We start from the raw sequence: 24403 nt of genomic DNA, 5'->3' as shown, positions 1-24403 counted from the left end.
TCTGGTTGGTTGGGGTGGAGCAGACACTGCGTCGATTGTGACCTCTTCCGCTTGGCGTGGCGCTCAGCGCTTGGAGGGGAACGCCATCGCCACAGGGTGGGGTCTTACTCCCCTGCTGAGCCGTGAAGGCACTCTGCGGTGGAGGACTTCGCAGGGGGTCCTTCGGAAGTCGAATGCCCAACCCTGGCGGTCCATGGGCTCCCAGAGCGTGTCGCTGCTATCCCGGTGGACCCGGCCAAGCCTCTTGGGCAGGTACAGCGCTTTGCACTGGTCGTCGCAGGCGCAGGTGAGCGTATCGATGGGGGCGCGTTGGCTTTCGAGCAGTTCTGCGCGGAACCAATGGCAGGGGAGCTGGAGGTGCGGCGAACGTTTGCCCAGGTCTTGGCGGCTTCGCTGGGGGAGTGCAGCCAAGCTTCCATGGATCGTTCGGCCTCTAATTCCCCCCGATCCTGATCCCGAGCCTGGTTGGCCGGCCGGCAACACGGTCGGGCTGAATCTTGGCTGCCCCGTGGTCGGTGGCTTCGGGGTGGTTCCACTCAATCTCGGCGTTGTCGCGTGCTACGCGGTGCGCCCGCAACGAAGGACGTATGTCGTGATTAATACCGTGTCATTCGTACGACTGCCGGACCGTATGCCGATCGAAGTAACAAGAATCACCCTGCAATCGGGCCGGAGCGCGTGGGGCTGGACGTTCGACTTCGAGCTTGCCGATCCGGCACAGCTTGATCTCCTGAAACCCACGGCGGCGGGCCCGCGCCAGTTCGAGGTTGTGCTCAACGGCCATGTCTGGACTGGGATTGTGGAGAGCTATCAGAAGCAGCGCGAGTTCGCGGATGGGGCGGTGCGCCTCAGTGGCCGGTCGCGCACCGCGCTTCTCGCTGCGCCCTACGCGCCAGCGCGGGTGAAGGTCACCGGTGACGACCGGAGCGTGTCGCAACTGGTGGCGGAGGAGCTTGCCGATACGGGATTCACTAGCCAGTACGGGACTGTCGACTGGATCGTTCCTGCCGGTGCTTGGTTCTACGACGCGAACACGCCTCTCGATGCCATCAGTGGCCTGGCTGGGGCAAGTGGCGCGGTGGTGCAGTCCGACCCAGCGCAGCCGATGTTGCGGGTCCGGGCCAGCTATCCGGTCAGCCCGTGGCTTTGGCGGGACTCACCTCCTGACCACGTTGTGCAAGAGGACATTGTCCTTACCGAGAGCCTCCAGATGCGCAGCGCGCCACTGTACGATGCGGTGGTGGTCACCGGTGAGCTGCCGGGGAAGGGCATCACCTGCAAAGTGCGCAAGGACGGTGAGGCAGGTCAGCTGTTCGCGCAGCAGGTCAGCAGCCCGCTGATCAATGTTGCTGCTGCTGCCGCCGAGCGCGGTCGGAACATCCTCAGTGATCGCGGTGAGCAAGCCGCCGTCGACCTCACTATGCCGCTGTTTCCCAAGCCGCTTAAGCCAGGCGAGATCGGCCCTATCATGCCGTTGGATCTGGTGGAGGTCGTTGGCGCTGCGGGGCGGTGGCACGGGCAGTGCGAGTCGCTGCGCGTTGATGTTGTGATCGATCAACAGGCAGTGGTGATCGAGCAGACCGTAACCCTTGAAAGGCACTATAGCGATGCGGACTGACCTTTGGGATCAATTCGGCGAACTGGTCAGCAGCAACCCTCGATTGCTGGCGACCGTCACCGCGCACAACAGTGATGGCACCAGCACGCTGACGACCTATGACGGTGTACAGATGCGAGCGTTCGGCCAGCTGCAGCAGACCATCCCATACAACGTCTGGGTTCGCGGTGGTCGATTGGTCGAAGCGGCTCCGAATCTTCCGGTGATGGAAGTCACCATCTAGCAAGACAGGGCGCTGCCCAGATGCCTGCAAGCATCCAGGCAGCGCCGCAACACAGGTGGTCTCAGCACCTGGCATTGGCCGTGGCCCCGTCGCCCTCGCGAGAGCGGCGGGATTGTCGGCTTCCTCTATCGCAAATACTGAGAAACCATGCCCAAGCCCATCATTTCCTGGCCGGGCGGCAAGCGCCGCCTGCTGAAGCACCTCTATCCGCACTTCCCAACCCACGACTGCTACGTCGAGGCATTTGCCGGCGGCGCCGCGTCGCTGCTGATGCGGCCATACCCGGCCCAGATGGAGGTGCTCAACGACATCAACGGCGAACTGGTGTCCCTGTACCGCTGCGTGCGCCATCACCTGGACGAGTTCGTGCGCATGTTCCGCTGGTCCCTGGTATCGCGGCAAATGTTCGAGTGGGCGCAGATGGAGCGGCCGGAGACCTTGACCGATATTCAGCGCGCAGCGCGCTTCTACTACCTCCAGAAACTCGCCTTTGGGGGGAAAGTACAGGGCCAATCGTTCGGAGTGGTCACTGCCGGAGGCCCGCGACTGAACCTCCTGCGCATCGAGGAAGAGCTGAGCGCGGTGCATCTTCGGTTGTCGAATACGGTGATCGAGTGCCTCCCGTGGCAGGAGTGCGTGCGGCGCTACGATCGGCCCGGCACTCTGTTCTATCTGGACCCGCCGTATTGGGAGACTGAGGGATACGGCGTCGACTTCCCCTTCAGCGAGTACGAGGCGATGGCAGAGCTGATGCGCGGTGCTGCCGGCCGATTCGTGGTGTCGATCAACGACCACCCGCAGATCCGGGAGGTGTTCGCCGGCTTCGACCTAGTGCCCCTGCAGCTCGACTATACAATTGGCGGCGGGCAGGGCAGGGGGCGCAAGTCTGGGGAGCTGATCATCAAGAGCTGGGACGATCGCCAGGCCGCCCTGTTGTAGCGGTCAGGTGCAAAGCTCTAGATCATCCTCCTTCAATAGCGGCATGCGTCAAAGGATTGACTGGCAAAGCCAGTCTGCAGACATCACCCTCAAGTACCGCGCTCTGTAGGAATTTCCCTACAGGAATAAAGTGCTCTTTGATGCATGATCTAGTGGGGGCTATAAGCCCAAGACTAGGACTAGAGAAGGGGGGATGATGTCTGCAGGGCCGCGTCTTGTATATCGAAATGCTTATCTAAAGCGAGTCAAATTCAATTATGGTCGGCGAAAAAATCCGCCGATTCATAATCTTGAAGACTTACTGCTAGCTGTTCGAGCTGCTACCACTGATTGGACTAACCGACATTGGCCGGAGCGCCCCGCTAAGGGATTGCCTGATGCTGGGACTAGGTTCATGTACTTCGGTAAGATGACGAGGCGGCTCACTCAACCTGATGGTTCAGGAGGAGGTTTTTATTTCACCGTTGGTTCGTATATCTATGGCCAAGGCGAGCATCAGATTGCAGTAGATCTCCAAGACCCTGAGCCCGATATCAATTCGGGTCCGATGTATGATGCCAAAGGGCAGAAACGATCAATCTTGCATGAATTTCGATGCGTCGCAATTGGTGAGACGCTGATCGTCCAAAATGAGCAGGGCGGCGGAGGATTGCCGGCTCTTGCAGTATTCTTGACAAACATCTTAAGAAAACATAACGCATCTCTTCAGTTGCCTAACCTGGTGTTCATGGATGTCTTCGCGAATAATTTGCGGAAGATAATTGAGCAGGGCGGTGGTGTTAAGAGTATGCAGATAAGGGTTGTACAGGGGGCTCCGCCTACTGAGACTGCCACTCTCGCGATTGCTACCCCTCTTTATGATGCAAAAAATGCCGTTGCAAATACGGGTAAGCTGGTGGTGAGATGGGAGGCGGATGACGAGGATGGGTTGGATATTGATACTGTTATAGACACGTTCACTGCTGGGCGTGAAGTCGTGTCAGACTTGGATAAGGTAGACTTGGAGACAATGACCGGTGGGCCCATCCGGAACATCGGTAAATATAAAGCCAAGACAGAGATTCCAGTGACTATTGATGCGAGTGGAATAGAGCATAAAAATGAGATAAAGCAGTTGCTTTATAATTATTTGGATGATCTGCGAACGCCCGATAGCGAAGATTGGCGTATAATAGACGACGAGGGCATGTTTCTAACTGGGCGCGTCCTCTCAACCGAAGATTGAGGTCTATGGAAAGTCTGATGCTTCCCCACGATATAAAGTCAGCTTTTGCTACTTTAAAGCACCTGCGTGCCCACGTAGGGAAGCATCAGGAAGCGCGGGCGCAGTGTTTCTTTGCATTGCTGCTGTTGGCGCTAGGGAGCCTGTTGACTTGGGCGCTGATCCCAGCTGTGCCCGATGTGACGAAGGATGGAGTTAGTTCGTCGCTCTTGGCGGTGGCAGCTGGCGCATTGGCGTATGCGGCTATTTTGATCGGCTTTGTTGTGAACTTGATGCTGTTCAGTGGCCGAGTCGAGAATTCGCAAAGTTATAGCCCGGAGGAGCTGGATTTAATTATTCCAAGGCTTAGATATCTTTTGTACTCTCAAATGGTTACGTTATTTGCTGCTATTGGACTGTCGGCGATGACTTTGCTAGGCAGTCTTGTGGTTGCTGCAGGAATAGATCGCTTGGCAATTGGGCCTATCCTCTTTTTGTGTGGTGGCTTTGCTTTTTTGTGCGTAGTTCGTACTGCACTGCTACCTCTGCAGATCTACGAACTACATGAGGCGTCATTTAGCTCGATGGCAGTTTTAAATCGGAAGGCTGCAAAAGCAAAACATTCGCGTCGTACTCACGAAGAGGACTGATGATCACAGTCCGAGCGGTCCTGGACATGCCGACCCTGGCACCTTCTAACCGCTCTCCCGAGGACGTTTCAGCAGCGCCAGAGTCAGAACGTCAGCAGCGAGCAGCGGGAATTTCGTGCACTGACGTGGTGTAGTTGGGGGAAAGTAGGTGCTGTCGCATGCCCCAAGCAGGACGTGTCTGCCACCCCGAAGCGCCAAGGCCGGCCGTACCGCGCCCGAACTTCTGGTTGATCTGGTCCATGGTGGCCATCAGTCGGTCATTGCCAACAATCGTTGGCCCAAACAGATCAGCCTGAAGCTCGTCCGGCCGGGCTAGGTCGAGCAGTGCCACGCCTGCTTTCTTGTATCCGATCCCGTCGCGGAGCAGGCCGCCTAGCAGTTTGCGCACGATGCCCAGCACCACCTTGGTGTCTGCGGTCGACGAGGACAGACCCACGGTCTTGCTAGCGTTGTGCTGCGGCAGCTCTGGCCGGAACACGTCGGAATGGGCGAACACCCAGACGGCGGCGGTGACCAGGCCCCGGGCACGCAGCGTCTCGCAGGCGCGCACTGCGAAGGTGGTCAGCGCCTGGGCCACGGCTTCGTGGTCCTCGACTCGGTCGGCGAACGATCGGCTGACCATGATCTGCTGGCGGTCTGGCTCGACTTCCATCAACTCCATGCAGGGATGACCCTGCAGCTCGCGCTGTGTGCGCGCTAGCGTCACCCCGAACGCGGCCAGGATGTCGTCCGCCGGCGCATCGCGCAGCGCGGCAGCAGTGGAGATGCCCATCGCCTCCAGCCGCGGGGCCAGCTTGCGGCCCACGCCCCACAGATCTCCGGCGGGGAAGGTGCGCAGCACCGCTTCGCGGTAGCCTGCGTCCCCGAGGTCGATCACGCCGTCGGCGCTCTTGGCCACCTTGTTGGCCAGCTTGGCAAGCGTCTTCGTTGGCCCGATGCCAACGCAGTTGGGAATGCCGGTCCATCGATGCACGCGCTGTCGCAGATCCCGGGCGAACCGCTCGCGGTCGCGCACGCATTCCAGGTCGATGAAGCTCTCATCGATGCTGTAGACCTCCACTCGCGGCGCGGCTTCTCGCAGGATGGCCACGACGCGCGCGCTCATGTCGCCGTACAGGCCGAAGTTGGCCGAGCGCATCTGCAGCCCGTGGCGCCGCACCAAGTGCTTCAGCTCGTGGGCCGGCTGGCCCATCTTGATGCCTAAGGCCTTGGCCTCGGCCGAGCGCGCGATTGCGCAGCCGTCATTGTTGCTCAGCACCACCAGCGGCGCGCCGCGCAGCGCCGGCTGAAACACGCGCTCGCAGCTGGCGTAGAAGTTGTTCCCGTCAACGAGCCCGAACATGGCCGCCCCGGCGTTTGATCTGGCGGACGACGCCCACCACGGCGAACACCTCAACCTCGGTGGCCTGTTCGAGCACGATGGGCGGGAAGTCAGGGTTGGCCGAGTGCAGCTCCATGTGGCTCTCGAACAGTTGCAGCACCTTGCAGCTGGGCTGGTTCCCGTCCCAGATGGCAATCACCAGGTCACCAGCCAGCGGCGTGACTGACCGGTCCACCACCAGAATGTCCCCGTCGCTGACGCCGGCGCCGCTCATGGACCAGCCATCGGCTCGGTACAGAAAAGTGGCGGCGGGATTTCGCACCAGCAGACGATGCAGGTCGATCGCATCGTCCATGAAGTCGTCGGCGGGCGACGGGAAGCCCAGCCGTGCACGAACGGCGGCCAAGGGCACGAACTGTGCGGGGCCGTCGATAAGTGCCGGGCCGATATGTAGGGCGAGGGTGTTGGGGTAGGGAACGGACTGCATGGCGAGCACTCTGGGATCGGCAGGTCTCACCCGCCGCGACGGCGCGGATGTTAGTACAAATACTAATTCGCAGGCAGGGGCGACAATTTCGCGAACATGAATGATTCGGCCCTACTGTCGGTGGCAAGTCGGGCGGCATAGATTGTTAAGGCTATGATTTATAAAGAAGTGCGTAGGATTGCAAATCCGTTTACAGCGGTTCGATTCCGCTTGAGGCCTCCAATTGAAAAGCCCTGACTCCGGTCAGGGCTTTTTTGTTTGTCCGCTGCCAGCACCTGCCCGGATTGATATCTGCTACAGCCTGGCCAACGCCTGCACCGTGGCCTGCGTGAGCGGCTGGGGCAGGGCATCCAGCGCGAACCAGCCCAGCCCGGTCTGCACACCCGGCTCCTGGATGGAGGCCTCGGCACCTGCGGGTGCCCGTGCCTCGAAGATCGGCGCGACCCAGTGCTGCGCAAACGCGGGCTCGAAATGATCGGCCACGCACAGCAGGCGCAGCAGCGCCACTTCCAGCGCCGTCTCCTCGCGGATTTCGCGGACCACGGCAGCCTCCACCGTTTCCATCCAGTCGACTTTTCCGCCGGGCAGGCCCCAATGCCCGCGCTCCGGTTCACGTCCGCGCTGGATCAGCAGGATGCGGCCGTTGGCATCACGGACGACGGCGCCGCATCCAACGCGGGGAATCTGCAGTTCAGTCATGGCGGAGAATGAAAGAGGGACCATCTTCATTCTTGCATGCACGCCGCTTCAGGCGGACCCGCGCTAGGCTGAGCATCTGTGCATCAATAACCTCACAGGTGCGTCGCATGCTCATCCGGCAACTCGGTGCTGAAGACGCCGATATTCTTTGGCAAGCGCGATTGCAGGCGCTTCGCGAGTCGCCCGCGGCGTTCCTGTCCACGCTGGCCGAGTCGCAGAACGATACGGCGGACGTGATGCGCGTCCAGCTTGCTGATTCCGGTACGCGCTACTTCGGCACTTTCGTTGATGGCATGCTGGTGGGTTTCCTGCGTTACGTACGCCCGGCGCGGATGGCGCGATGGCACACGGCGGAACTGCACAGTGTCCACGTGAGTGTTGAACATCGTGGAAAGGGAATCGCCCGCCAACTTCTTCTTGCAGCGCTCGCGGCTGCGCGCGCGGACGGCATTGAATCGATCACCCTCACGGTGCTGGCTGACAATACTGCCGCACGCGCGCTGTATGAATCGCTGGGCTTCAGCGTATTTGGTACGGAGCCGCGGGCAGTCAAGCGCGCGGGCAGCTACACGGATATCGTCTCCTACTGGATCTCTCTGCACTGACAGTGGAACGTCGCGGCGGGTACGGTCATGTTTCGTGGCACGATGGGGCTCGGCACTCCTTCCACGAAGACCGGGCAATGCACGTTCAAGTATCCAGCTGGCAAAGCGTGGCGCCGGATCACCGTCAGCAGGCGGTGGAACTGCTCTGCCAGGCGTTCCCGGACATGCAGGGCGACGGCTACGCCATCCCGGGGCCGGTCGCTCCGGTGCTGGCGATGGAAGGCGATCACGTGGTCGCCCACCTCTCACTGTACGAACGCAACGTAGTGCTGGACGGCAAACCGGAACGCATAGGCTTGATCGGCGGCGTGGTGGTGCGTGCTGACGTTCGCAGGAAGGGCGTCGCCTCACGCTTGATCGAAGCTGCACACGCTGAACTGCGCCAGCGCGGGATCAATTTCGCCGTGTTGTTCGCCCTGGATCATCGGCATTACGCCTCGGCCGGATATGCGCCGATGCAGAACGAGACCTGCTTCATCGAAGACGGTCATGCACGCCGCTTCGTCTATCGAGGCGGCATGGTGGCCGCGCTGGGGGAGCGCCGCTGGACCACGTCCGTGCTCGATCTGCAGGGCGAAACGGTCTAGACCGCTAGGCAGAAGCGCCCGTAAGGGTCTCCGCGCGGAAGTTGTGCCCGACCGGTTCGCTCACGCCCAGGTAGTGGCGGAACAGGTAGATCAGCGGCTTCCATCGCGCCACGTCGATGTGCTGGGTACCAGCCACAGTGATCGCTTCGTGGGCGTGCACGCAGCGGATCCGTCCTTCGACGATCACGAAGCCCTGGCCGTCATCCTCGCCGGGTGGGTGCATCGCTATCACGCTGACTTCCACCTGCAGCGGGCACTCGGCAATCGCTACCGGCGCGACGTGGGTCGAGTCGACCGCACTGAATCCACCCAACGCGAACTTGTCGCGGACGTGCACGTAGCCCATCGCCTGTTTGGCAGTGGGCACCGGGTCGCAGCCGGTTGCCCGCGCGATGGCCTCAACTTGTGCGGCTTGCGCGGATGAGGGGAAGTTCAGCACGCACTCGTTGCGTAGTTGCAGGTTGCGGTAGCCCTGGCCCTGCACGCCGAGACCGAGCACCACCCGGTTGCCCAAGGCCCAGAACGAAGAAAGCGGACTGATGTTGCTACTGCCGTCGTCGTTCAGCGTGGTCATCAGCAGCACCGGCGTGCCCGGGTACAGGACCGAAGGGGTGATGCGGCGGCGGGGGATCGAAGCGGTTTTCACGGAAGGCCTTGCGGTATCGGAGTGGCCACTGTGCCTTGGCCGAGGGCGCCGACGCTTCGGCCTGCATCGAACTGTCGGCCCGCAACGGCGTGCCACAATGCGGGCATGGTCCACACCTCTGGTTCCCTTGTCAGCGTCGGTGCCCTGGTCGGTGACCAGGCGCGCGCGGCCATGCTGCTGCAGCTGATGGATGGGCGCGCCTATACCGCGATGGAGCTGGCCCGCGTGGCCGGGGTGACGCCGCAGACGGCGAGCACGCACCTGCGCAGACTGGTCGAGGGCGATCTGCTGGTCGCCGTCGCACAAGGGCGCCACCGCTACCACCGGTTGGCTTCGCACGAGGTTGCCGACATGCTCGAGGGCATCCTGCGCGTTGCCGACCGCACGCCGTCCTGCACCGCTGCGGCATCACGCAGCATGCCGGCGTTGCGTCAGGCGCGTTCCTGCTACCGGCATCTGGCCGGCGTGCACGCGGTGGCGATCACCGACCATCTGCTGCAGGCGGGGCATGTGATTGCGTGCGAGGGGCACTGGCAGGTGAGCGCCGGCGGTGCCGACTTCCTGCGGGGGCTGGGCCAGCCGCTGGCCCATGCACTTCAGCGGCCGCTGACGGTCAAGCCGGCACGCTATTGCCGGGGGTGTCTGGACTGCACCGAGCGGCGGCCACATCTGGCGGGCGTGGTCGGCGAAGCGATGCTGGACAGCTTCGTGAAGAACGATTGGCTGCGGCGCGTCGAGGCACGGCGAGAGCTGCGGCTGACGCCGCCCGGGCGCGAGGCGCTATGGAGGCTGTTCGGTCTGGCGACCTGAGCGACGCGATCAGTCTCATCCGCCTGCGACATGGCAAGGCGCTATGGTCGAGGTCCAAGCCTCAGGGAGCAGCAATGTCGAGCACGGACATGATGGATCGCGGCATGCAGGCAGCAGGCCGACAATGAACAAATCTACTGCGGAAGTCCGCTGGCTGACGTTCCGGCTGATGAATGGTCAGTCGATCGGGCCGGATCAACTGAAGGATGGGTGGGTGAGCGCTTCGGAAACCCGCCATTGTGGTGTGCGTCGCGAATCCATCGAAGGCGCGGGCGTGGTCTATGCGCTGTATGGACCTGCCAACCTGGCCTCGCCGCGACGTGCGGAAATGCGCATGCGCGAGTTCCTGATGAGCTCAGGCTACACCTTCACCATGGGCACGCTGGGCGGCTGACGCCGCCCGTCATCGTGGTCACGGACGTACCGTCAACGCCTGGCCGAGCGTCCCGATCGGGCCGCGCGCATCGTGCAGCACCGTGCTGGTCAGGCCCAGGCCCTGGCGGCCGAACGACACCGAGGTGTCGAAGCCCAGCCACTCGCCTTCGGGAGTGCCGAACAGGTGCGCGGTCAGATCGAGGTTGGGGAAGGCGACGTCCTTCGGATCGGCGCGCACGGCCATGCCATTGGAAAGATCGAACAGGGTGGCGGCACGGGCCAGTGGACTGACTGCTTCGCCGTCCAGCAGTGCGTGCTTCGCGCGCGCCCAGTAGGTGGCGCGTCCAGGCCCCTGGTCGTGTCGGCGGATCTCTACGCTTTGGATGAATCCCCCTGGCCAGACCGTGCCCGGATCCCACGCTGGCATCGACTCTGGCGGTGCAATGGTTGTCAGCGGTGTGCCCGCAATGGCCTCGGTATCGTTCGGACGCATCAGCCAGGCGCGCACGCGCAGTGCCGGCCGGTCGCCATGCCGCAGCGTGGCTTCGACCAGTTCGATGGTGCGGCCGCCGCGCAACACCTGCACGTCGGCTTCCATCGCCTCTATCGGAATGGTGCCGAGAATGTCGTAGGACAGGCGCGCGATCAGGAAGCCGTGGCCACGTGCGATGGCATCGCGTTCCAGATGATGTGCCAACAGGCCGATCGCAGGCGCGATATGTTGTTCGCGGACGTTCCAGGCGCCGCCGGTATGTTCGGTTGGCAGGTAGCGGGTGTCGCTCAGTCGTTCGAAGAAGGCCATCGTGTGCGTTGCTTCAGCAGGGAGGGAGGCGGCAGGTGCTGCACCGGTCCCTGCATCGTAAGCGTTCGGCAACGTGGCTGGCTGAGCCGGCTCCCGCAGGAGCCGGCCGGACGCCGGTCAGGGAGACGGGCAATCCATTTCGCGGCACATCTTGTACTCGGCCAGACACTGCTCAGAGGTCTTGCCCAGCGGTCCATGTGACGTGCGCAGGCACTGCTCGTACTTCAGCGTGCAGAACTCGCAGGTTCCTGCGGCGAAGGCCAGGCCGGTCACGGCCATGCCAAGGAACATCACGGTCTTCAAGGTCATCTTGATCATCACGTCAGTCCTTTGTCTGCCCTTCATTGGGCCCGGCCACCATAGCAGTCCTCATGACATGCCCCTGATGCGCTGCGGCACACGATGGGCTCAGTGCTGCACCGCCTTCAAGGCCTCGACCACCTGTGCTTCAGAGAAGCCACAGTGACCTTCGCAGGCCGGCTGCAGCACCCGTGGCCGTGGTCGCGGTCGTGCGCCGGCGCGTGTAGCCAACTGCGGATACACCGCCTGCATGTGCGGCACGATGGTCGGGTCGTTGTGGTTGAACTGGATCACCCGCGGTCGCTGCAATGCGCCGATCAATGCCAGCGTGTTGCGAACGTGCGCCGGCGTTGAATGCGGTGTCATTGCCGAAGCCGCTGTAGATCACCTCGATGTTGCCGACCGGCATGCCGCCGCTGCGCGTAGCCAGTTCGTGCAGGACCAGCGCGTGCAGGCTGATCGTCGGTGTGGCGTACACGCTTGAGTTCAATCAGGGCATGTTGGCGCAGGCGTTGCATGTCGGTGATCGCATCGGCCACCGCCCAGCCCTGGCTCGCATAGGCACTCTGCGCGACCGCGTAGCCCGCAGCCAATAGTGGCGCGGTGCTGTCATTGGCCGTCATCGGCGTGGTACGCGGAACGCCCACCGGTTCGTAGCCATGGGCCAGCATTACCAGGTCGCCGTTCCAGGCTGCGGGTACATCCAGCCGCCACGGTGCGCCCTGCAGTTCGCCGCTGAGCGTACGCGGTGCTGGCGGCGGTGCAGCCGGTGATGTCGTCCAAGGCAGCAGGCAGAGCGCAAGCGCGCATCGAAGCAAGTCTCGCATCGTGGTCATTCCATGCGGGAATGGCGCCGAGCATAGATCCCCGCGCGACCTTGCGCGCGCTGCACTGCCGCAGGCATTGCCGGTCGACCGTGCTGCGCTCTACGCTGGCGACATGGTCCTGCACACCACCGCGTCGATTATCCGCATTCCCCATGGGAAGGCGGGGTAGCGCGCGGTCGTCACGGCCATGCAACCCGCCCGGGAAGGCGGATTGCATGCAGCGCTCTCCCGGCAGTGGAATCCACCAAGGAGAACGCAGATGCAATACCTATCATCGAGCGACGACGCCCCGACCCTGCACCTGGTGTGCGGCAAGATCGGTGCAGGCAAATCCACCCTGGCGCAACAGCTGGCGGCGCCGCCGCGCCACGTGCTGATCAGCGAAGACGCATGGCTGGCGGCGCTGTATCCGGGCGAAATCCATTCCATTGCCGACTATCTGCAGCGCGCAGCCACGTTGCGCAATGTGCTGACCGGGCATCTGCAGGCGCTGCTGCGGGCGGGGATGTCGGTTGTGCTCGACTTTCCGTTCAATACGCCGGCCACGCGTGCGTGGGGGCGTGAGGTATTCGAATCGGCCAGCGCAGCGCATCAACTGCATTTCCTCGATATCGCCGACGAGGTCTGCAAAGCGCGACTGCGCGCTCGCAATGCGCGCGGCGAGCATCCGTTCCAGGCCAGCGACGAGGAGTTCGCACAGATCACCCGCCACTTCGTTGCACCGGCCGCGGGAGAGGGTTTCATCGTGATCCGCTATACCGAAGTCGGTTCGATGTAACGGCGCGGCTCAATCGACGAACGACGGCTTGCCATCGGTAGCGGTCTGCACCAGCGTCCTGCGGAAGGTCTCGACCAGCGGGCGCAGGTTGATGCGGTGCCAGGCCGCCCACAGCGGCGTGCGGTAGCTGAACCACGGCAGCTCGCGCAGTACCACGCCCTCCGGTGCCTGGTGGTCCAGGCTGCGCTGGATGGTGGTCAGGCCCAACCCAGCGGCGACCAGTCCAAGCGCGGCCAGTGGTTCGGTCGCTTCCATGGCGATGGTCGGGGTGAAACCGGCCTTCGCGCAGGCGGCGATCAAGGTGTCATGGCGCAGCGCGCTTTCCTTGTGCATCACGCCGATCCACTGCTGGCTGGCCAGATCTTCGGGCGTGATGGTCTCCGCGCTGGCCAGTGGGTGGCCGGCCGGCAGGGCCAGCAGCATCGGATCGTTCAGCACCTGCGTGGCTTCCAGGTCCGGATCGTCGAACGCGGGTGGTTCGCAGACCAGGGCGATGTCCAGGCTGCGCTGGCGCAGGCCTTCCAGCTGCACGTCCGACTGCTGGTTGTACAGCGCGATGTGTACGGCAGGACGGTCGCCGCGCAGTTCGCGCAGGGCGGTGGGCAATACGCCGGAGTGCATCGCGTACTCCAGATAGCCGATGCACAGGCCGCCTTCATCGCCGCGGCCGAGCCGGCGTGCCAGCGATTCCAGCCGGTTGGCGTGGGTCAGCAAGGCGCGCGCCTCGGCGAGGAAGGTGCGGCCATCGGCGGTGAGCCGGATGCGCTGCTGCGAGCGTTCGAACAGCTGCAGTTCAAGCCGTTCCTCCAGCTGGGCGATCTGCCGGCTGAGCGGGGATTGGGAGATGTGAAGGCGCTCGGCGGCGCGGCCGACGTGTTCATCTTCGGCGACGGCCACGAAATAGCGCAGTTGGCGGAGATCGAGCATAAGACCATTCGGGACTCAAGATGGGTAAATTATGTCTTGGACAGTCTTATCGGGCAAGCCTAGCCTATGCTCAACCTCAACAACCTCCCCAAGGGGAACCCCATGAGCATCAACACTCTGCTGGCTGGCAAGACCCTCGGCTTCGGGACCGCGCCGCTGGGCAACATGTTCCGTGACATCCCGGAAGCCGAGGCCCAGGCCACGGTGGACGCGGCCTGGGAACAGGGCACCCGCTACTTCGATACCGCCCCGTTCTACGGCGCCGGCCTGGCCGAGATCCGGCTCGGCGACGCGCTGGCCAAGCGCAACCGCGACGACTTCGTGCTCAGCACCAAGGTCGGCCGCCTGATCCTGGACGAAGTGGAAGACACCAGCGCCCGCGACCTTGGCGAGAAGGGCGGCCTGTTCGTCGCCGGTCGCCCGAACAAGCTGGTCAATGACTACTCGGCCGATGCCACCCTGCGGTCGATCGATGACAGCCTCAAGCGCCTGAAGACCGACCGCCTGGATATCGTCTGGGTGCACGACATCGCCCAGGACTTCTACGGCGATGAGTGGCTGTCGTACTTCGAGACCGCACGCCGCGGCGCCTTCAAGGTGCTGACCCGCCTGCGCGAGGAAGGCGTGATCAAGGCCTGGGGCCTGGGCGTGAACCGCGTCGAGCCGATCGAGCTGACCCTGGACCTGGACGAAGCCCGTCCTGACGGCTTCCTGCTGGCCGGCCGCTACTCGCTGCTCGACCATGAGCGTGCGCTGCAGCGGGTGATGCCGAAGGCGGCCGAGCGCAACACCGGCATCGTGGTCGGCGGTCCATACAGCTCCGGCGTGCTGGCCGGTGGCAGCCACTTCGAGTACCAGAAGGCGTCGCCGGAGATCCTGGCCAAGGTCGAGCGCATCAAGGCCATCGCGGCCGAGTACGGCATCAGCATCAAGGCCGCCGCCCTGCAGTTCTCGCTGGCCAACCCGGCGGTGGCGGCGGTGATCCCGGGCGCCAGCCGTCCCGAGCGCATCGCCGAAGACTACGCCGCACTGAAGGAAATCATCCCGGCCGGGTTCTGGCAGGAACTGCGCGCCCAGGGCCTGGTCGCGGCCAACGCCCCGCTGCCGATCGACAACATCTGAGTCCCCGAGGAGACCTTCCCATGGCAACTGCTTCTGTATCCATCATCGTGCCGACTCCGGCCGGCCAGGTCTGGAACCTGATCGGCGGCTTCGATTCACTGCCCGACTGGCTTCCGTACATTCCCCAGAGCACGCTCAGTGAAGGCGGTCGCGTGCGTCATCTGGCCAATCCTGATGGCGACGCCATCGTCGAGCGCCTGGAAGCGTTCGACCAGGCCGGTCGCAGCTACACGTACTCGATCCTGCAGGCTCCGTTCCCGGTCAACGGCTATCGCTCCACGCTGCGTGTGGTCGAGCAGGGCGGCGGTTCGCGGGTCGACTGGTCCGGTGAGTTCACCCCGGTCGGCGTCAGTGACGAAGAAGCGTCCGCATTGTTCCAGGGCATCTATCGCGATGGCCTGAAGGCACTGGAAACCACACTGGCCGGGTGAATGCCCGTGTGGCGTTGATCGCATGCAGGCGCCCCGGCCGGTCCGGGGCGTTTGCATGTCAGCGTGCGGGCGTCGGTCCACCGCAGGCGACGCGATGCATTGGAAAGTCCATTGCCTGCTTGGGATTGTCCTGGGCGATCTCGATGCGCGCATGCGCGCGCTGGTCGTCGAGGCGACGGTAGTGGATGCGCTGTGGGAAGTCGTTGGCGGGATTCTCGAACACGGCTTCATTGCCATCGACCCGAGTGGCGTTGAAGTCTGTGGCGTTCTGGCCAGAGGGCAGGGCGGTCAGCACCAGGCGCCCATCATCGTGCTGGCGCAGTTGCATGAACTCGAAGCCTACTGTGCGGCCGTCCCGCAGGCTGCGGCTGCTGCCGAACAGGGTGTTGCCAGCCAAGGTGGACCACTGCTCGCCGGCACCGGCCGGCTGGCCATCAAGCTGCCAGCAACCGGCCAGCCAGGCCAGGTGTTCAATCTTCGACGGTGCGGCGGACGATGCGTGCGGGGCTGCGAGCAGCAGCGGCAACAGGGCCAGGGCGATGCGGAGCGACATCGGTGCCTCCATGCGCGGGGATGTGCGGCCTGTATAGCGCCCCAGGGAGGAGGCGGCCAGTGCTGTCCTTTCCAGTGTTGATTCCGATACGATCTGTCGCATTGAGCCCGCCTTGCTTGACCCGGAGTCCCGTCATGGTCGACCGTCTCGCCATCCTGCTTGAACGCTTCGCCGTCACCGCCTCGGTATTCCATGCAGGTGCGCTATGCGGCATCAATACGCTGGACGGTGAAGACGAGGCCGGCCAGCTGCATCTGGTGCGGCGCGGCCCGCTGCAGGTCAGCCACGGCCAGCAGACCGTGCAGGTTGAAGTGCCAAGCCTGCTGCTGTATCCGCGGCCGATGCGGCGCCGCTTCAGCTCCGACCCGCAGCACGGTGCCGACATGGCCTGCGCCAACCTGCATTTCGAAGGTGGCCGGCTCAATCCGATCAGTGCCGCGCTGCCTGATTTCATCTGCCTGCCGCTGGCTGATCTGTACGGCGGCAACGCGGCGTTGGAGCTGCTGTTCGAAGAAGCGTTCGAGCAGCGCTGCGGGCGTGCGGCGATGGTGAACCGGCTGTTCGAGGTAGTGATGATCCAGGTGCTGCGCCAGTTGATGGAAGGTGGCGAGATGCGTGGCGGCCTGTTCGCCGGGTTGGGTCATCCGCGGCTGCGGCTGGCGCTGGTGGCGATGCATGAAGCGCCCGCACAGTCCTGGACCCTGGAAGACCTGGCCGAGGTGGCTGGCATGTCACGCAGCGTGTTCGCTGCCAGCTTCCGCGAGGCGATGGGCACGACTCCGGGCCAGTACCTGCAGGGCTGGCGGGTGGGTCTGGCCCAACAGGCGCTGCGCCAGGGGCGGCCGCTGAAACGCATTGCCGACGACGTGGGTTACGGCAGCGAAGCCGCGCTGTCGCGGGCGTTCAAGTCGCACACCGGGCAGTCGCCGCGGGAATGGCGCGGTCAGGCCCGTGCCAGTGCGGCCTGAGCCTCAGCCCAGCACCACCCGGGCCAGCTTCATCCCGCCGAACAGGCCGGCCAGGCCCAAAGCCACCGAGCCACCGGCATACAGTGCCGCCAGTCCATGCTGGCCACGCTGCAGCAGCAGGCCGATCTCCAGCGCGTAGGTGGAAAACGTGGTGTAGCCGCCGAGGATGCCCGTGGCCAGCAACAGGCGCAGCTGCGGCGAGGCGCCATTGCGCATGGCGAAGACCTCGACCACCACGCCCATCAGCAGCGCACCGCTGATGTTGATCAGGAAGGTCGACCAGGGCCAGGGACTGCCGACCGCCACCCGTGCGCCGATCAGGTTGCAGGCATGGCGCAGGCAGGCGCCGATGCCGCCGCCAACGAAGACCAGGAAATAGTTGTTCAAAGCTTGCATTGCGTGCCTCGAGTGCGGGTTCGCAGGGTCGATGGCGAACGCCGAGGGCAGGCACGGCCTGCCGTCGACGAACACCCGGTTCGTCTTGGCAGGAGCCATCAGCCCTCTCAGGCGGTTATCGGGGGAGCCCCATCCCCATCGTCGTCCATGCTACCAGCGGTGGCGCGTTCACGTCATCGAGGTCATCAGCACGCGGGCCACCTTGCTGCGGCTGAAACCGTCCATCAGTAGTTCGAAGGCCAACAGATCCAGTGCCGCGTGGCGGCGATGGTCGATCTCCAGTCCGTTTTCGGCGACCAGGTGGCTGACCAGTTCGTAGGCGTCCTGCCAGACGTCCAGATGGGCCTGGCTGGGAATGTAGGCGCTGCCGGGTTCACCAACGCCGAGCCCGCTGATGCCATACAGCAGTTCGCGCGCGTCCAGCTTGGCCGCATCGGCGATGCGGAACAGCTGTTCGGCCTTCACATGCGAGGGGCTGACATGGTCGTTGAGCCAGTTGCTGATGGTTGCCGTCGTCGAGTGCGCGGCGCGGGCCAGATCGGCCGGGCGTGGGTGCCCGGCTTTCTTCATGGCGGTAGCGAGTCGTTGGCCGAGAGTATTCATCTATGCAAGCCAGCTTAACGCGTGGAATGCGAAGAATCCTTGTCGCAAGAATAAGGCTGGTTAACAGAAGGACCGACCATGACCGAATTCTGGAGCAAGGGGCAGGTGCGCACCCGGCTGGGCTTCCGGACCGACGCTGAACTGGCGCGTTTCTTTGGCATAAGCCGATCGGCAGTGTCGCAATGGCCCAGGGACTTTCCCATTCCTGCGTTGCGGCAGTACATCCTGCATCAGCGCTACCCAAACCTGTTCCCTGCAACTGAGGCTGCGGAAGGTAAATCCATCTGATCTGCGCCGCATTCTGTCGTATCTAGCGCTCTAAGCACTTTTTGTTAAGTATACTTAGCAACATAGGCAAATTCGATCAACCCGGGCTTGCCGATCAGTGGTGTCTACTGGCGAGAAGGGCGGTCGAGGCCGGCCGAGTGTCGGCTTAGACCCGTGTGGCGACCTTGTGCTTCCGTATGCAGTTTCGTGAACGATTAATAATTTCGATCACGAATGTCGCTGCATGTAATTGACGTGTCGTGAAATCTATGACTAATTGGCATCAACTGGGCGTGAAGCCCGGGAGTCTTTCAGTAGCACGCAAGTGAATCGGTAGACCGTCAACGATGCAGAACAAGTCCAACGGAGGTCGTATGGAATACGGCATGCATGGCTTGGCTGAACGGGTACGCCGCGAACTGGAAGCCAGTTATCACAAACACGGATGCGGTCCGGCGTTCTGGGATACCTACCAGCAGGTGCTGGACCGCCTCGTCCCGCAGGGGACCGAGCGTACCGAAGTCACCAACGAAATGGCGCTGATCATCGAACAGCTGGGCATTGTCCGACGTGCGCAGCTTGTCCCGCCGAACGCCAGCGGGCCGCGTTGATTCAGAGCAGGCGCCACGCGCCGCAGGCAAGCAGCGCCAGCAGCATTGAAAGCAGGCCCAGGGTCCGCGGTCGCCACCAGCGCCGCGGTTGCCCGGCCATGGCCTGCGGACTGCAGTAACGCACCAGCCCCGGACCGAAGCCGGCCCGGTGCTGCTGCTGTGCGCAGGCCTCCAGGCAGGCACCACACGCCAGGCAATCGGCCTGCGGCCCCTGGCGGATGTCCAGCTGCATCGGACAGGCCCTGACGCAGGCAGCGCAATCGGTGCAGTCACCGAGACGGTCCGCGCTGAAGGTCGGCATCGGTCCGGCCAGCAGCGGATGTGCTGCGCGGAACACGTAATCCTGCGCTGTGGTCGGATCGAGCAGGCCGCGACGGCGGCCAAGCACGCCGCCCAGGCCCGATGGGCGGGGACCGCGAGGTTCCCCGCGACGTGCGTCGTACAGCATGCGCGGCGTGTGTGGATCGGTCAGCAGTGGCTGCATGCGTGCGAATGGGCACAGCGATCGGCAGACCTGCTCGCGCAGGAAGCCTGCATTGCCCCAGGTAGCGGTCGCATAGAACAGCACCCAGAACATTTCCCAACGGCTCCAGCCGGCCTGCGGCAGCGCCGACAGCAGCTCCCCGATGGGACTGAACAGCCCGACGAAGGTGACGCCGGTCCACAGTGACAACAGTCCCCAGGCCGCCTGCGTGGCGGGGCGCGCCGCGGATGCCGGCAGTACGCGCGCCACCGCCCGTGCGATCCAGTCGAAGGCTCGGCGCCACAGCGTCTGCGGGCAGGCATGGCCGCACCAGATGCGCCCGGCGAGATGGGTGAGCAATGCAAGGCCCACCGCCAGTGCGGCCAGTAGTCCGATCAGCACGCCGACGTCGCCCGGCCACAGTGTCCAGCCGAACAGGTCGAAGCGTCGCGCGTTGATGTCCAGCAGCAGGGCCTGGCGACCGTCCCAGCGCAGCCATGGCAGTGCGTAGAACAGCATCAGAAGGGCGGCGCTGAGTGGGCCGCGCCAGTGCCAGGGACGGGATGTCATGGTGCAGGTCGTGCTCATCCCAGCGGCAACTCGTCGTCATCGTCGCTCGGCATCGGTCGCTGCAGATACCAGGTGACTGCACTGGACAGCGCCGTCACCGCCCAGAACATGAAGAAGCCAGCGGTATAGCCCAGCTCACGGCTGATCGCCGTGCCGGGGAAACCGATGGCCTGCAGGCGCAGCGGGTCGACGAAGGCGAAGAACACCACGCTGGCCACGCCGGCGGCGATGAAACTGGGCCAGAGGATGGCACCCCAATGCTGGATCAACCGCTGGCGTTGGCTGGGAGAGGGTCTGTTCATGCTGTCCCGGATTGAAAAGGGGGCGGCGCGTATACTTCGCCGGGGCTGGCGCAGCATCCGCAGGGCATGCTTCCTGCAAGCGTGCCAGCGTAGGTGCAGCCGACTGCGCCGACATTGATCTGGATCAACGGTGGTGGCAGCCGGCTGCGGCACACTGCCGGCAAGCTTTGGGTGCCTCGATGAACGCAATACCCCCGTCAGTCCTACCCGTTGCCTCGCCCGAGTTGTGCAGCGAGCAGGAAGTGACCCGCCTGGTCCACGACTTCTATGCCCGCGTGCGCGAAGAAGATCGGCTGGGGCCGGTGTTTGGTGCGCACGTCCACGATTGGCCGGAGCACCTGGCGCAGCTGGTCGATTTCTGGTCGGCGATGCTGCGTGGTACGCGCCGTTTCAAGGGCTCGCCGATGTCCAAGCACATGGCCATCGAGCTGGACAAGGACCTGTTCGACCGTTGGCTGGTGCTGTTCCGGATCACCACCGCCGAATGCAACAACCCACCGATGCAGGAACTGGCCAACGATGTGGCTGCACGCATCGGTGACACCTTCTGGAAGCGCTACCAGATGATGCGCTGGCCGCAGGTTGGCCTGCCAGTGCTGGGCAGCCCCGCCAAGGATTGATCTGGGTCAAGGCGGCGCAGGCCGCCCGGCGCGATGCTTGCGGCATGGACACGTTCTCTCCCGCCGCTGGCGGCCTGGCCTGGAACTTCGACCCCGATCTGCTGCGTCGGCACGACCGCCCGGGGCCGCGCTACACCTCATATCCGACCGCGCCGCATTTTCACGATGGTTTCGATGCGCCGGCCCTGCGCCAGGCGATCGCCGACAGCAACCAGATGGCCCGTGCACTGTCGCTGTACGTGCACGTGCCGTTCTGTTCCAGCCCCTGCTTCTACTGCGGCTGCAACCGGGTGATCAGCCGTGATCGCGGCCGTGGCCACAGCTACGTCGCGCGCGTGCTGGCCGAGGCCGATCTGCTGGCGCCGCAGTTCGAGGATGGTCGCGAGGTCATCCAGCTGCATCTGGGCGGGGGGACGCCGAACTTCCTCGATGCCGAGGCGATGACCACGCTGGTGGAAGGCCTGCGCAGGCGTTTCGATTTCAGCGATTCGGCGCAGCGGGATTTCTCGATCGAGCTCGACCCGCGCTTCATCGATACCCGCGACGTGGGCATGCTGGCCAGGCTCGGGTTCAACCGCGCCAGCCTGGGCGTGCAGGATTTCGACCCGCAGGTGCAGGAATCGATCAACCGCGTGCAGGGCGTGCAGCAGACGCTGGACATCCTGCGCGCGTGCCGCGACAGCGGCATGCGTTCGGTCAATGTTGATCTGATCTATGGCCTGCCCGGGCAGAGCCTGGAGGGTTTCGGGCGCACCTTGGAGCTGGTGCTGGCACTGCGCCCGGATCGCTTGGCGGTGTACGGGTATGCGCATCTGCCGCATCTGTTCCGCGCGCAGAAGCAGATCGACGAAAGCCGTCTGCCGTCACCGGAAGACAAGCTGGCGCTGCTGGGCCTGGCGGTGGAGAAGCTCTCTGCGGCCGGCTACCAGTACATCGGCATGGATCACTTCGCGTTGCCGGAAGAGGACCTGTCACGCGCGCAGCGTGCCGGCCAGCTGCATCGCAATTTCATGGGCTACACCACCCACGCCGATACCGATCTGCTCGGTCTGGGCGTCAGTGCGATCAGCCACATCGGCGCCACCTACAGCCAGAATCCGCGCGACCTGCCGTCGTGGGAGGACGCGGTGGACCACGGCCAGCTGCCTGTGTGGCGTGGCGTGGCGTTGAGTGCTGACGACCAGCTGCGTGCGGAACTGATCCAGCAGCTGATGTGCCAGGGCGAGGTGGATGGTGCCGTGTTGGGCCAGCGCCATGGTGTCGACTTCGAGCAGTACTTCGCAGAAGACCTGCGTTCGGTGCAACGCCTGCAGGAAGATGGTCTGGCCGAATACCGTGGGGGCGTAGTGCGCGCCAGTGAACCTGGCCGACCGCTGCTGCGGCTGCTGGCGATGTGCTTCGATCCGTACCTGCGTGCAGCGCATGAGCAGCCGCGCTATTCGCGGGCGATCTGAAGGCTCGTTGCGTTGTGCGTGCGTGGTGCCCGGAGCCGGAATCGAACCGGCATGGGGTTGCCCCCGGCGGATTTTAAGTCACCTGATGCAGCGCAACTAGTTGATTCGTATAGGTCGGTGCAGGACTGAAATGACCTGTTTTGACCCATCTACTGCACAGAAACTGCACAGGATCAGGCCATCTTCCTGATGGCCTCTGACAGGTGTTCCGGTGACAGGTGAGCATAGCGCCGAGTCATCGCCATAGAGCTGTGCCCAAGCACCTCTGACACGGTGTGAAGGGGCACGCCAGCCTGGACCAGCCATGAGGCGCACGAGTGCCTCAGGTCATGCCAGCGGACGTGCTCCATGCCGCACGCAGCCCGTGCCTTTGCCCACGAATCCCGCACCTGATCGTCTGTGGCACCCAAGGGGAGCCGCGCAGCAATACCCTCTACCTTCGGGTGCAGCGGCACCAGCTGCAGCGTCTTCGTCTTGCTGGTGCGGTCCAGATGGATGAACCCTCCACGCACCTCGTGAGCAGTCAGACGTAGCAGATGCCCGCGCCGGATGCCGGTGTACGCCGCCAGGCGCACGTAGTCGCCCGCCGCAGGGTTCGGACAGGATCGCGCCAGCGCCTCGACCTGTTCGGTTGTCAGGAACGTCTCGCGTGGCTTCTCCGGCAGCAGCCCGATAGCGGCTGGCCGCTCCAGCCACCCCCACTCGCGCCACGCCATCCTGCTGATCTGCCGTAGGATGCGCCCTTTGTGGTTGACCGTGGCCGGGGCCTTCCCGATCTCCGCAGCCTTCACCTCCGCCCATACCTGGGCAATATCCCCAATCTTCCGACCAGCGATATAGGGCAGCAGTGCCCGAACGTGAGCCTTCGTCTTGGTAGCCGAGCGCAGGCGCGGCACGTGGTCCGTCAACCAGCGCTCCACCGCCTCAGCGATCAGCCGTTCCGGCTCACGACCAGCCGCAACGTCTTTGACGGACGCGAGCCACTTGCGCTCGTACTCCCGCGCGTCCTTGAAGGACCAGTGGCGAGAAGTCTTGCGATACGTTCGTCCGCCGTATCCGATGGTGACTTGATAGTGTCCGTTGGGACGCTTGGTGACGGGCATACCTTTACCTTGCACTTGGCCCACCATACAGCGAGGTCGGCGGGGTGAATTCTGTCAGATCGGGGGCCTTGGCCTAGCCGTGCCGCTGCAAGCTGCCCGGCATCGATGGCGCGCCTCAGCGTCTTGACTGAGCAGGCGCAGTGGTCTGCTGCCTGCGCCAGAGTCATCAATTTCTCAGCCGCGCCCATCCGGCACCTCCGGCTTGATCCAGTTGTTCCAGACGCCACGGGCCCAGGCCACGGTGTAGAAGCAGCACAGCACAACGATGCCCCATTGCTCAGCGGCTATGGCCGATGCAAACCAGAATGGCTGGCCTGCCAATCCGAACAGGCACGCGAACCGCCGCACGCCGTCGCGCTTGGACTGTGTGAGCCAGATCGCAGTGAACCCGGTGAACGCAATAGCTGCCTGTACGATCACGGCTTCACCTCCGGGCGCGCGGAGAGAGCTGCCGATATGGCGAATCCCATGTCGCCGAACGGCATGTGCGCCTCCTCCGCCGCAGCGATCATCGCCTCAGTCGGCTGCAGCGGAACCAGTACGAACCCCTCGGGCGGCGTGAGGGCGGCGATTACTGCCATCATCAGGCGCCCATTGGGGCTATACGGATCAAACTCGCGTGTTTCAGGCCGCGTCTCATAGCCGAACTGAGGCGCAAGTCGCTCATAGGCCTCATGGAATTCCCTGGCCCTCTGTTCAACGTCCATCGTCGGTCTCCTTCTCAGCCCGCAGTGCGCGCTGCTTCCAGTAGTCAATGGTCTCTTCGGTGGTGGCTTCGCGGACAAGGGACTTGGCCCAATGTTCTAGCCGTCCTTCTGGGCTCCGGAGGACATAAGTCGGCTCAATCATGTATCCGACCACTTCGCTCATGTACTTGATTCCGCCGTCGCCGTAGAAGGCGACAACGATCTTCCCGCCATCAACGAACCCGTTCATTCGGTCTCCTTCGGCGGCTCGGGGAAGGGCTGGAAGTGCGTCGCCTTCTGCCACTTCTCCCATTCGCCAGTTGATCCACTCTGACCCCACCACGCCTGATGCAGGCGGTGCCAGTACGCAAGCAGGATCTCTTTCCGACCAACTATCCCGAGCATCACCCAGCTCCCATCCCTCGGCGCGCTGCTGATCGGCTTCCAGGTCATGCGGCT

The 24403-nt window shown here is 63.7% G+C and carries 34 protein-coding genes, 2 pseudogenes and 1 riboswitch; of the genes and pseudogenes, 17 read left to right on the top strand and 19 right to left on the bottom strand.

The window, feature by feature from the left end:
• The first annotated feature begins 592 nt into the window (after positions 1 to 592).
• The 5 genes from ABR323_RS06430 (at position 593) to ABR323_RS06410 (ending at position 4631) form a co-directional block, all read left to right on the top strand.
• The gene (locus ABR323_RS06430; RefSeq protein ID WP_193390899.1) at positions 593 to 1618 is read left to right on the top strand and encodes a hypothetical protein; all 1026 of its coding nucleotides are present in this window, start codon (positions 593 to 595) and stop codon (positions 1616 to 1618) included.
• Positions 1608 to 1841: a hypothetical protein gene (locus ABR323_RS06425; protein WP_049397882.1), complete on the top strand. Its 234-nt coding sequence runs from the start codon at positions 1608 to 1610 to the stop codon at positions 1839 to 1841. Before ABR323_RS06430 ends, ABR323_RS06425 begins: the two co-directional genes overlap by 11 nt.
• 147 nt (positions 1842 to 1988) lie before the next feature.
• Positions 1989 to 2780, top strand: a complete 792-nt coding sequence (locus ABR323_RS06420) for a DNA adenine methylase (RefSeq protein WP_164186250.1) — start codon at positions 1989 to 1991, stop codon at positions 2778 to 2780.
• A 394-nt stretch (positions 2781 to 3174) separates the two neighbouring features.
• Complete coding sequence (locus ABR323_RS06415) at positions 3175 to 4005, top strand: hypothetical protein (protein WP_164186252.1); 831 nt, start codon at positions 3175 to 3177, stop codon at positions 4003 to 4005.
• Between the two features lie 17 nt (positions 4006 to 4022).
• Positions 4023 to 4631, top strand: a complete 609-nt coding sequence (locus tag ABR323_RS06410; protein WP_439448701.1) for a hypothetical protein — start codon at positions 4023 to 4025, stop codon at positions 4629 to 4631.
• 91 nt (positions 4632 to 4722) lie between these two features.
• Here ABR323_RS06410 and ABR323_RS06405 read toward each other — a convergent pair whose 3' ends face one another.
• The 3 genes from ABR323_RS06405 to ABR323_RS06395 all read right to left on the bottom strand — a co-directional run bounded on the left by ABR323_RS06405 (position 4723) and on the right by ABR323_RS06395 (position 7138).
• The gene (locus ABR323_RS06405) at positions 4723 to 5973 is read right to left on the bottom strand and encodes a Y-family DNA polymerase (RefSeq protein ID WP_439448700.1); all 1251 of its coding nucleotides are present in this window, start codon (positions 5971 to 5973) and stop codon (positions 4723 to 4725) included.
• Positions 5957 to 6439 carry a LexA family protein gene (locus ABR323_RS06400; protein WP_164186258.1) on the bottom strand — a complete coding sequence of 161 codons (483 nt, stop codon included), beginning with the start codon at positions 6437 to 6439 and terminating at the stop codon, positions 5957 to 5959. Before ABR323_RS06400 ends, ABR323_RS06405 begins: the two co-directional genes overlap by 17 nt.
• 294 nt (positions 6440 to 6733) lie before the next feature.
• Positions 6734 to 7138: an NUDIX hydrolase gene (locus ABR323_RS06395; protein WP_439448699.1), complete on the bottom strand. Its 405-nt coding sequence runs from the start codon at positions 7136 to 7138 to the stop codon at positions 6734 to 6736.
• Positions 7139 to 7245: 107 nt separating this feature from the next.
• On the opposite strand from ABR323_RS06395, the gene ABR323_RS06390 reads away from it, so the two are divergent.
• Complete coding sequence (locus ABR323_RS06390; protein ID WP_439448698.1) at positions 7246 to 7743, top strand: GNAT family N-acetyltransferase; 498 nt, start codon at positions 7246 to 7248, stop codon at positions 7741 to 7743.
• Positions 7744 to 7820: 77 nt separating this feature from the next.
• A complete protein-coding gene (locus ABR323_RS06385) occupies positions 7821 to 8330 on the top strand; it encodes a GNAT family N-acetyltransferase (protein WP_439448697.1) in 510 nt (169 codons plus the stop codon).
• 4 nt (positions 8331 to 8334) lie between these two features.
• Here the strand turns inward: ABR323_RS06385 and ABR323_RS06380 are convergent, their stop codons facing one another.
• Positions 8335 to 8976 (bottom strand): flavin reductase family protein, encoded by a 642-nt coding sequence (locus ABR323_RS06380; protein ID WP_439448696.1) that lies wholly within the window; start codon positions 8974 to 8976, stop codon positions 8335 to 8337.
• Between the two features lie 105 nt (positions 8977 to 9081).
• On the opposite strand from ABR323_RS06380, the gene ABR323_RS06375 reads away from it, so the two are divergent.
• The gene (locus ABR323_RS06375) at positions 9082 to 9786 is read left to right on the top strand and encodes an ArsR/SmtB family transcription factor (RefSeq protein ID WP_439448695.1); all 705 of its coding nucleotides are present in this window, start codon (positions 9082 to 9084) and stop codon (positions 9784 to 9786) included.
• Positions 9787 to 9910: 124 nt separating this feature from the next.
• Positions 9911 to 10180 (top strand): hypothetical protein, encoded by a 270-nt coding sequence (locus ABR323_RS06370; protein ID WP_135273018.1) that lies wholly within the window; start codon positions 9911 to 9913, stop codon positions 10178 to 10180.
• A gap of 18 nt (positions 10181 to 10198) precedes the next feature.
• Here the strand turns inward: ABR323_RS06370 and ABR323_RS06365 are convergent, their stop codons facing one another.
• From ABR323_RS06365 to ABR323_RS06355, 3 genes and pseudogenes are all read right to left on the bottom strand, one after another.
• Complete coding sequence (locus ABR323_RS06365; RefSeq protein ID WP_439448694.1) at positions 10199 to 10963, bottom strand: thioesterase family protein; 765 nt, start codon at positions 10961 to 10963, stop codon at positions 10199 to 10201.
• 117 nt (positions 10964 to 11080) lie between these two features.
• On the bottom strand, positions 11081 to 11281 hold the full coding sequence (locus tag ABR323_RS06360; RefSeq protein WP_439448693.1) for a hypothetical protein: 201 nt from the start codon (positions 11279 to 11281) through the stop codon (positions 11081 to 11083).
• A 90-nt stretch (positions 11282 to 11371) separates the two neighbouring features.
• Positions 11372 to 12090, bottom strand: a pseudogene (locus ABR323_RS06355) (hypothetical protein).
• Between the two features lie 259 nt (positions 12091 to 12349).
• Between ABR323_RS06355 and ABR323_RS06350 the strand changes: the two are divergent.
• Positions 12350 to 12868 (top strand): AAA family ATPase, encoded by a 519-nt coding sequence (locus ABR323_RS06350; protein WP_439448692.1) that lies wholly within the window; start codon positions 12350 to 12352, stop codon positions 12866 to 12868.
• Between the two features lie 9 nt (positions 12869 to 12877).
• Here the strand turns inward: ABR323_RS06350 and ABR323_RS06345 are convergent, their stop codons facing one another.
• The gene (locus ABR323_RS06345; RefSeq protein WP_439448691.1) at positions 12878 to 13795 is read right to left on the bottom strand and encodes a LysR family transcriptional regulator; all 918 of its coding nucleotides are present in this window, start codon (positions 13793 to 13795) and stop codon (positions 12878 to 12880) included.
• A 102-nt stretch (positions 13796 to 13897) separates the two neighbouring features.
• Between ABR323_RS06345 and ABR323_RS06340 the strand changes: the two genes are divergently transcribed.
• Together ABR323_RS06340 and ABR323_RS06335 are read left to right on the top strand one after the other, a co-directional pair.
• Positions 13898 to 14917 (top strand): aldo/keto reductase, encoded by a 1020-nt coding sequence (locus ABR323_RS06340; RefSeq protein WP_126927795.1) that lies wholly within the window; start codon positions 13898 to 13900, stop codon positions 14915 to 14917.
• 20 nt (positions 14918 to 14937) lie between these two features.
• Positions 14938 to 15348, top strand: a complete 411-nt coding sequence (locus ABR323_RS06335) for an SRPBCC family protein (protein WP_439448690.1) — start codon at positions 14938 to 14940, stop codon at positions 15346 to 15348.
• Between the two features lie 58 nt (positions 15349 to 15406).
• On the opposite strand, the gene ABR323_RS06330 is transcribed toward ABR323_RS06335, so the two are convergent.
• Positions 15407 to 15901, bottom strand: coding sequence for a DUF6265 family protein (locus tag ABR323_RS06330; RefSeq protein WP_439448689.1), 495 nt, complete (start codon positions 15899 to 15901; stop codon positions 15407 to 15409).
• Between the two features lie 134 nt (positions 15902 to 16035).
• Here ABR323_RS06330 and ABR323_RS06325 point away from each other — a divergent pair, with 134 nt between their 5' ends.
• Entirely contained in the window at positions 16036 to 16869 is an 834-nt protein-coding gene (locus ABR323_RS06325; protein WP_439448688.1) for a cupin domain-containing protein, read from the top strand.
• A 3-nt stretch (positions 16870 to 16872) separates the two neighbouring features.
• Here ABR323_RS06325 and crcB read toward each other — a convergent pair whose 3' ends face one another.
• Both crcB and ABR323_RS06315 read right to left on the bottom strand, forming a co-directional pair.
• Positions 16873 to 17265, bottom strand: coding sequence for a fluoride efflux transporter CrcB (gene crcB / locus ABR323_RS06320; protein WP_439448687.1), 393 nt, complete (start codon positions 17263 to 17265; stop codon positions 16873 to 16875).
• An 82-nt stretch (positions 17266 to 17347) separates the two neighbouring features.
• A riboswitch (Fluoride riboswitch) is annotated at positions 17348 to 17411 on the bottom strand.
• 22 nt (positions 17412 to 17433) lie between these two features.
• Positions 17434 to 17835, bottom strand: a complete 402-nt coding sequence (locus tag ABR323_RS06315; protein WP_135273141.1) for a helix-turn-helix domain-containing protein — start codon at positions 17833 to 17835, stop codon at positions 17434 to 17436.
• A gap of 111 nt (positions 17836 to 17946) precedes the next feature.
• On the opposite strand from ABR323_RS06315, the gene ABR323_RS06310 reads away from it, so the two are divergent.
• Both ABR323_RS06310 and ABR323_RS06305 read left to right on the top strand, forming a co-directional pair.
• Positions 17947 to 18156 carry a hypothetical protein gene (locus tag ABR323_RS06310; protein WP_004152788.1) on the top strand — a complete coding sequence of 70 codons (210 nt, stop codon included), beginning with the start codon at positions 17947 to 17949 and terminating at the stop codon, positions 18154 to 18156.
• Between the two features lie 353 nt (positions 18157 to 18509).
• The gene (locus tag ABR323_RS06305) at positions 18510 to 18746 is read left to right on the top strand and encodes a hypothetical protein (RefSeq protein WP_012510634.1); all 237 of its coding nucleotides are present in this window, start codon (positions 18510 to 18512) and stop codon (positions 18744 to 18746) included.
• 1 nt (position 18747) lies between these two features.
• Here ABR323_RS06305 and ABR323_RS06300 read toward each other — a convergent pair whose 3' ends face one another.
• Positions 18748 to 19797 (bottom strand): 4Fe-4S dicluster domain-containing protein, encoded by a 1050-nt coding sequence (locus ABR323_RS06300; protein WP_135273028.1) that lies wholly within the window; start codon positions 19795 to 19797, stop codon positions 18748 to 18750.
• Positions 19794 to 20081 (bottom strand): hypothetical protein, encoded by a 288-nt coding sequence (locus ABR323_RS06295; protein WP_439448686.1) that lies wholly within the window; start codon positions 20079 to 20081, stop codon positions 19794 to 19796. Before ABR323_RS06295 ends, ABR323_RS06300 begins: the two co-directional genes overlap by 4 nt.
• Before the next feature lie 179 nt (positions 20082 to 20260).
• Here ABR323_RS06295 and ABR323_RS06290 point away from each other — a divergent pair, with 179 nt between their 5' ends.
• Positions 20261 to 20701, top strand: coding sequence for a group III truncated hemoglobin (locus tag ABR323_RS06290; RefSeq protein ID WP_135273030.1), 441 nt, complete (start codon positions 20261 to 20263; stop codon positions 20699 to 20701).
• A gap of 44 nt (positions 20702 to 20745) precedes the next feature.
• Positions 20746 to 22155 (top strand): oxygen-independent coproporphyrinogen III oxidase, encoded by a 1410-nt coding sequence (gene hemN / locus ABR323_RS06285; RefSeq protein WP_439448685.1) that lies wholly within the window; start codon positions 20746 to 20748, stop codon positions 22153 to 22155.
• 173 nt (positions 22156 to 22328) lie between these two features.
• Here hemN and ABR323_RS06280 read toward each other — a convergent pair whose 3' ends face one another.
• From ABR323_RS06280 to ABR323_RS06255, 6 genes and pseudogenes are all read right to left on the bottom strand, one after another.
• Positions 22329 to 23258: a tyrosine-type recombinase/integrase gene (locus ABR323_RS06280; RefSeq protein ID WP_439448684.1), complete on the bottom strand. Its 930-nt coding sequence runs from the start codon at positions 23256 to 23258 to the stop codon at positions 22329 to 22331.
• 23 nt (positions 23259 to 23281) lie between these two features.
• Positions 23282 to 23425, bottom strand: a pseudogene (locus tag ABR323_RS06275) (helix-turn-helix domain-containing protein); the annotation flags it as partial.
• A gap of 7 nt (positions 23426 to 23432) precedes the next feature.
• On the bottom strand, positions 23433 to 23678 hold the full coding sequence (locus ABR323_RS06270; protein WP_439448683.1) for a hypothetical protein: 246 nt from the start codon (positions 23676 to 23678) through the stop codon (positions 23433 to 23435).
• A complete protein-coding gene (locus tag ABR323_RS06265; protein ID WP_439448682.1) occupies positions 23675 to 23965 on the bottom strand; it encodes a hypothetical protein in 291 nt (96 codons plus the stop codon). The genes ABR323_RS06270 and ABR323_RS06265 overlap by 4 nt, the downstream gene beginning before the upstream one ends.
• Positions 23955 to 24194, bottom strand: a complete 240-nt coding sequence (locus tag ABR323_RS06260) for a hypothetical protein (protein WP_439448681.1) — start codon at positions 24192 to 24194, stop codon at positions 23955 to 23957. Before ABR323_RS06260 ends, ABR323_RS06265 begins: the two co-directional genes overlap by 11 nt.
• Positions 24191 to 24397, bottom strand: coding sequence for a hypothetical protein (locus ABR323_RS06255; protein WP_439448680.1), 207 nt, complete (start codon positions 24395 to 24397; stop codon positions 24191 to 24193). The genes ABR323_RS06260 and ABR323_RS06255 overlap by 4 nt, the downstream gene beginning before the upstream one ends.
• Between the last annotated feature and the right edge of the window lie 6 nt (positions 24398 to 24403).

Source organism: Stenotrophomonas sp. ATs4, assembly GCF_051861585.1.
Taxonomy (GTDB): Bacteria; Pseudomonadota; Gammaproteobacteria; order Xanthomonadales; family Xanthomonadaceae; genus Stenotrophomonas; species Stenotrophomonas maltophilia_AS.
The sequence above is the reverse complement of the archived record's forward strand: the minus strand, read 5'-3'. Positions and strand labels throughout refer to the sequence as shown.

What these genes read in the sequence shown, in the direction of transcription:
- ABR323_RS06345 (WP_439448691.1), bottom strand. Translation starts at nt 13,795, where the DNA reads ATGCTCGATCTCCGCCAACTGCGCTATTTCGTGGCCGTCGCCGAAGAT.
- hemN (WP_439448685.1), top strand. Translation starts at nt 20,746, where the DNA reads ATGGACACGTTCTCTCCCGCCGCTGGCGGCCTGGCCTGGAACTTCGAC.
- ABR323_RS06280 (WP_439448684.1), bottom strand. Translation starts at nt 23,258, where the DNA reads ATGCCCGTCACCAAGCGTCCCAACGGACACTATCAAGTCACCATCGGA.
- ABR323_RS06255 (WP_439448680.1), bottom strand. Translation starts at nt 24,397, where the DNA reads ATGACCTGGAAGCCGATCAGCAGCGCGCCGAGGGATGGGAGCTGGGTG.
- crcB (WP_439448687.1), bottom strand. Translation starts at nt 17,265, where the DNA reads ATGCAAGCTTTGAACAACTATTTCCTGGTCTTCGTTGGCGGCGGCATC.
- ABR323_RS06350 (WP_439448692.1), top strand. Translation starts at nt 12,350, where the DNA reads ATGCAATACCTATCATCGAGCGACGACGCCCCGACCCTGCACCTGGTG.
- ABR323_RS06385 (WP_439448697.1), top strand. Translation starts at nt 7,821, where the DNA reads ATGCACGTTCAAGTATCCAGCTGGCAAAGCGTGGCGCCGGATCACCGT.
- ABR323_RS06375 (WP_439448695.1), top strand. Translation starts at nt 9,082, where the DNA reads ATGGTCCACACCTCTGGTTCCCTTGTCAGCGTCGGTGCCCTGGTCGGT.
- ABR323_RS06290 (WP_135273030.1), top strand. Translation starts at nt 20,261, where the DNA reads ATGAACGCAATACCCCCGTCAGTCCTACCCGTTGCCTCGCCCGAGTTG.
- ABR323_RS06305 (WP_012510634.1), top strand. Translation starts at nt 18,510, where the DNA reads ATGGAATACGGCATGCATGGCTTGGCTGAACGGGTACGCCGCGAACTG.
- ABR323_RS06330 (WP_439448689.1), bottom strand. Translation starts at nt 15,901, where the DNA reads ATGTCGCTCCGCATCGCCCTGGCCCTGTTGCCGCTGCTGCTCGCAGCC.
- ABR323_RS06340 (WP_126927795.1), top strand. Translation starts at nt 13,898, where the DNA reads ATGAGCATCAACACTCTGCTGGCTGGCAAGACCCTCGGCTTCGGGACC.
- ABR323_RS06415 (WP_164186252.1), top strand. Translation starts at nt 3,175, where the DNA reads ATGTACTTCGGTAAGATGACGAGGCGGCTCACTCAACCTGATGGTTCA.
- ABR323_RS06265 (WP_439448682.1), bottom strand. Translation starts at nt 23,965, where the DNA reads ATGGACGTTGAACAGAGGGCCAGGGAATTCCATGAGGCCTATGAGCGA.
- ABR323_RS06370 (WP_135273018.1), top strand. Translation starts at nt 9,911, where the DNA reads ATGAACAAATCTACTGCGGAAGTCCGCTGGCTGACGTTCCGGCTGATG.
- ABR323_RS06410 (WP_439448701.1), top strand. Translation starts at nt 4,023, where the DNA reads ATGCTTCCCCACGATATAAAGTCAGCTTTTGCTACTTTAAAGCACCTG.
- ABR323_RS06310 (WP_004152788.1), top strand. Translation starts at nt 17,947, where the DNA reads ATGACCGAATTCTGGAGCAAGGGGCAGGTGCGCACCCGGCTGGGCTTC.
- ABR323_RS06335 (WP_439448690.1), top strand. Translation starts at nt 14,938, where the DNA reads ATGGCAACTGCTTCTGTATCCATCATCGTGCCGACTCCGGCCGGCCAG.
- ABR323_RS06315 (WP_135273141.1), bottom strand. Translation starts at nt 17,835, where the DNA reads ATGAAGAAAGCCGGGCACCCACGCCCGGCCGATCTGGCCCGCGCCGCG.
- ABR323_RS06405 (WP_439448700.1), bottom strand. Translation starts at nt 5,973, where the DNA reads ATGTTCGGGCTCGTTGACGGGAACAACTTCTACGCCAGCTGCGAGCGC.
- ABR323_RS06425 (WP_049397882.1), top strand. Translation starts at nt 1,608, where the DNA reads ATGCGGACTGACCTTTGGGATCAATTCGGCGAACTGGTCAGCAGCAAC.
- ABR323_RS06400 (WP_164186258.1), bottom strand. Translation starts at nt 6,439, where the DNA reads ATGCAGTCCGTTCCCTACCCCAACACCCTCGCCCTACATATCGGCCCG.
- ABR323_RS06390 (WP_439448698.1), top strand. Translation starts at nt 7,246, where the DNA reads ATGCTCATCCGGCAACTCGGTGCTGAAGACGCCGATATTCTTTGGCAA.
- ABR323_RS06365 (WP_439448694.1), bottom strand. Translation starts at nt 10,963, where the DNA reads ATGGCCTTCTTCGAACGACTGAGCGACACCCGCTACCTGCCAACCGAA.
- ABR323_RS06395 (WP_439448699.1), bottom strand. Translation starts at nt 7,138, where the DNA reads ATGACTGAACTGCAGATTCCCCGCGTTGGATGCGGCGCCGTCGTCCGT.
- ABR323_RS06420 (WP_164186250.1), top strand. Translation starts at nt 1,989, where the DNA reads ATGCCCAAGCCCATCATTTCCTGGCCGGGCGGCAAGCGCCGCCTGCTG.
- ABR323_RS06325 (WP_439448688.1), top strand. Translation starts at nt 16,036, where the DNA reads ATGGTCGACCGTCTCGCCATCCTGCTTGAACGCTTCGCCGTCACCGCC.
- ABR323_RS06300 (WP_135273028.1), bottom strand. Translation starts at nt 19,797, where the DNA reads ATGAGCACGACCTGCACCATGACATCCCGTCCCTGGCACTGGCGCGGC.
- ABR323_RS06295 (WP_439448686.1), bottom strand. Translation starts at nt 20,081, where the DNA reads ATGAACAGACCCTCTCCCAGCCAACGCCAGCGGTTGATCCAGCATTGG.
- ABR323_RS06360 (WP_439448693.1), bottom strand. Translation starts at nt 11,281, where the DNA reads ATGATCAAGATGACCTTGAAGACCGTGATGTTCCTTGGCATGGCCGTG.
- ABR323_RS06260 (WP_439448681.1), bottom strand. Translation starts at nt 24,194, where the DNA reads ATGAACGGGTTCGTTGATGGCGGGAAGATCGTTGTCGCCTTCTACGGC.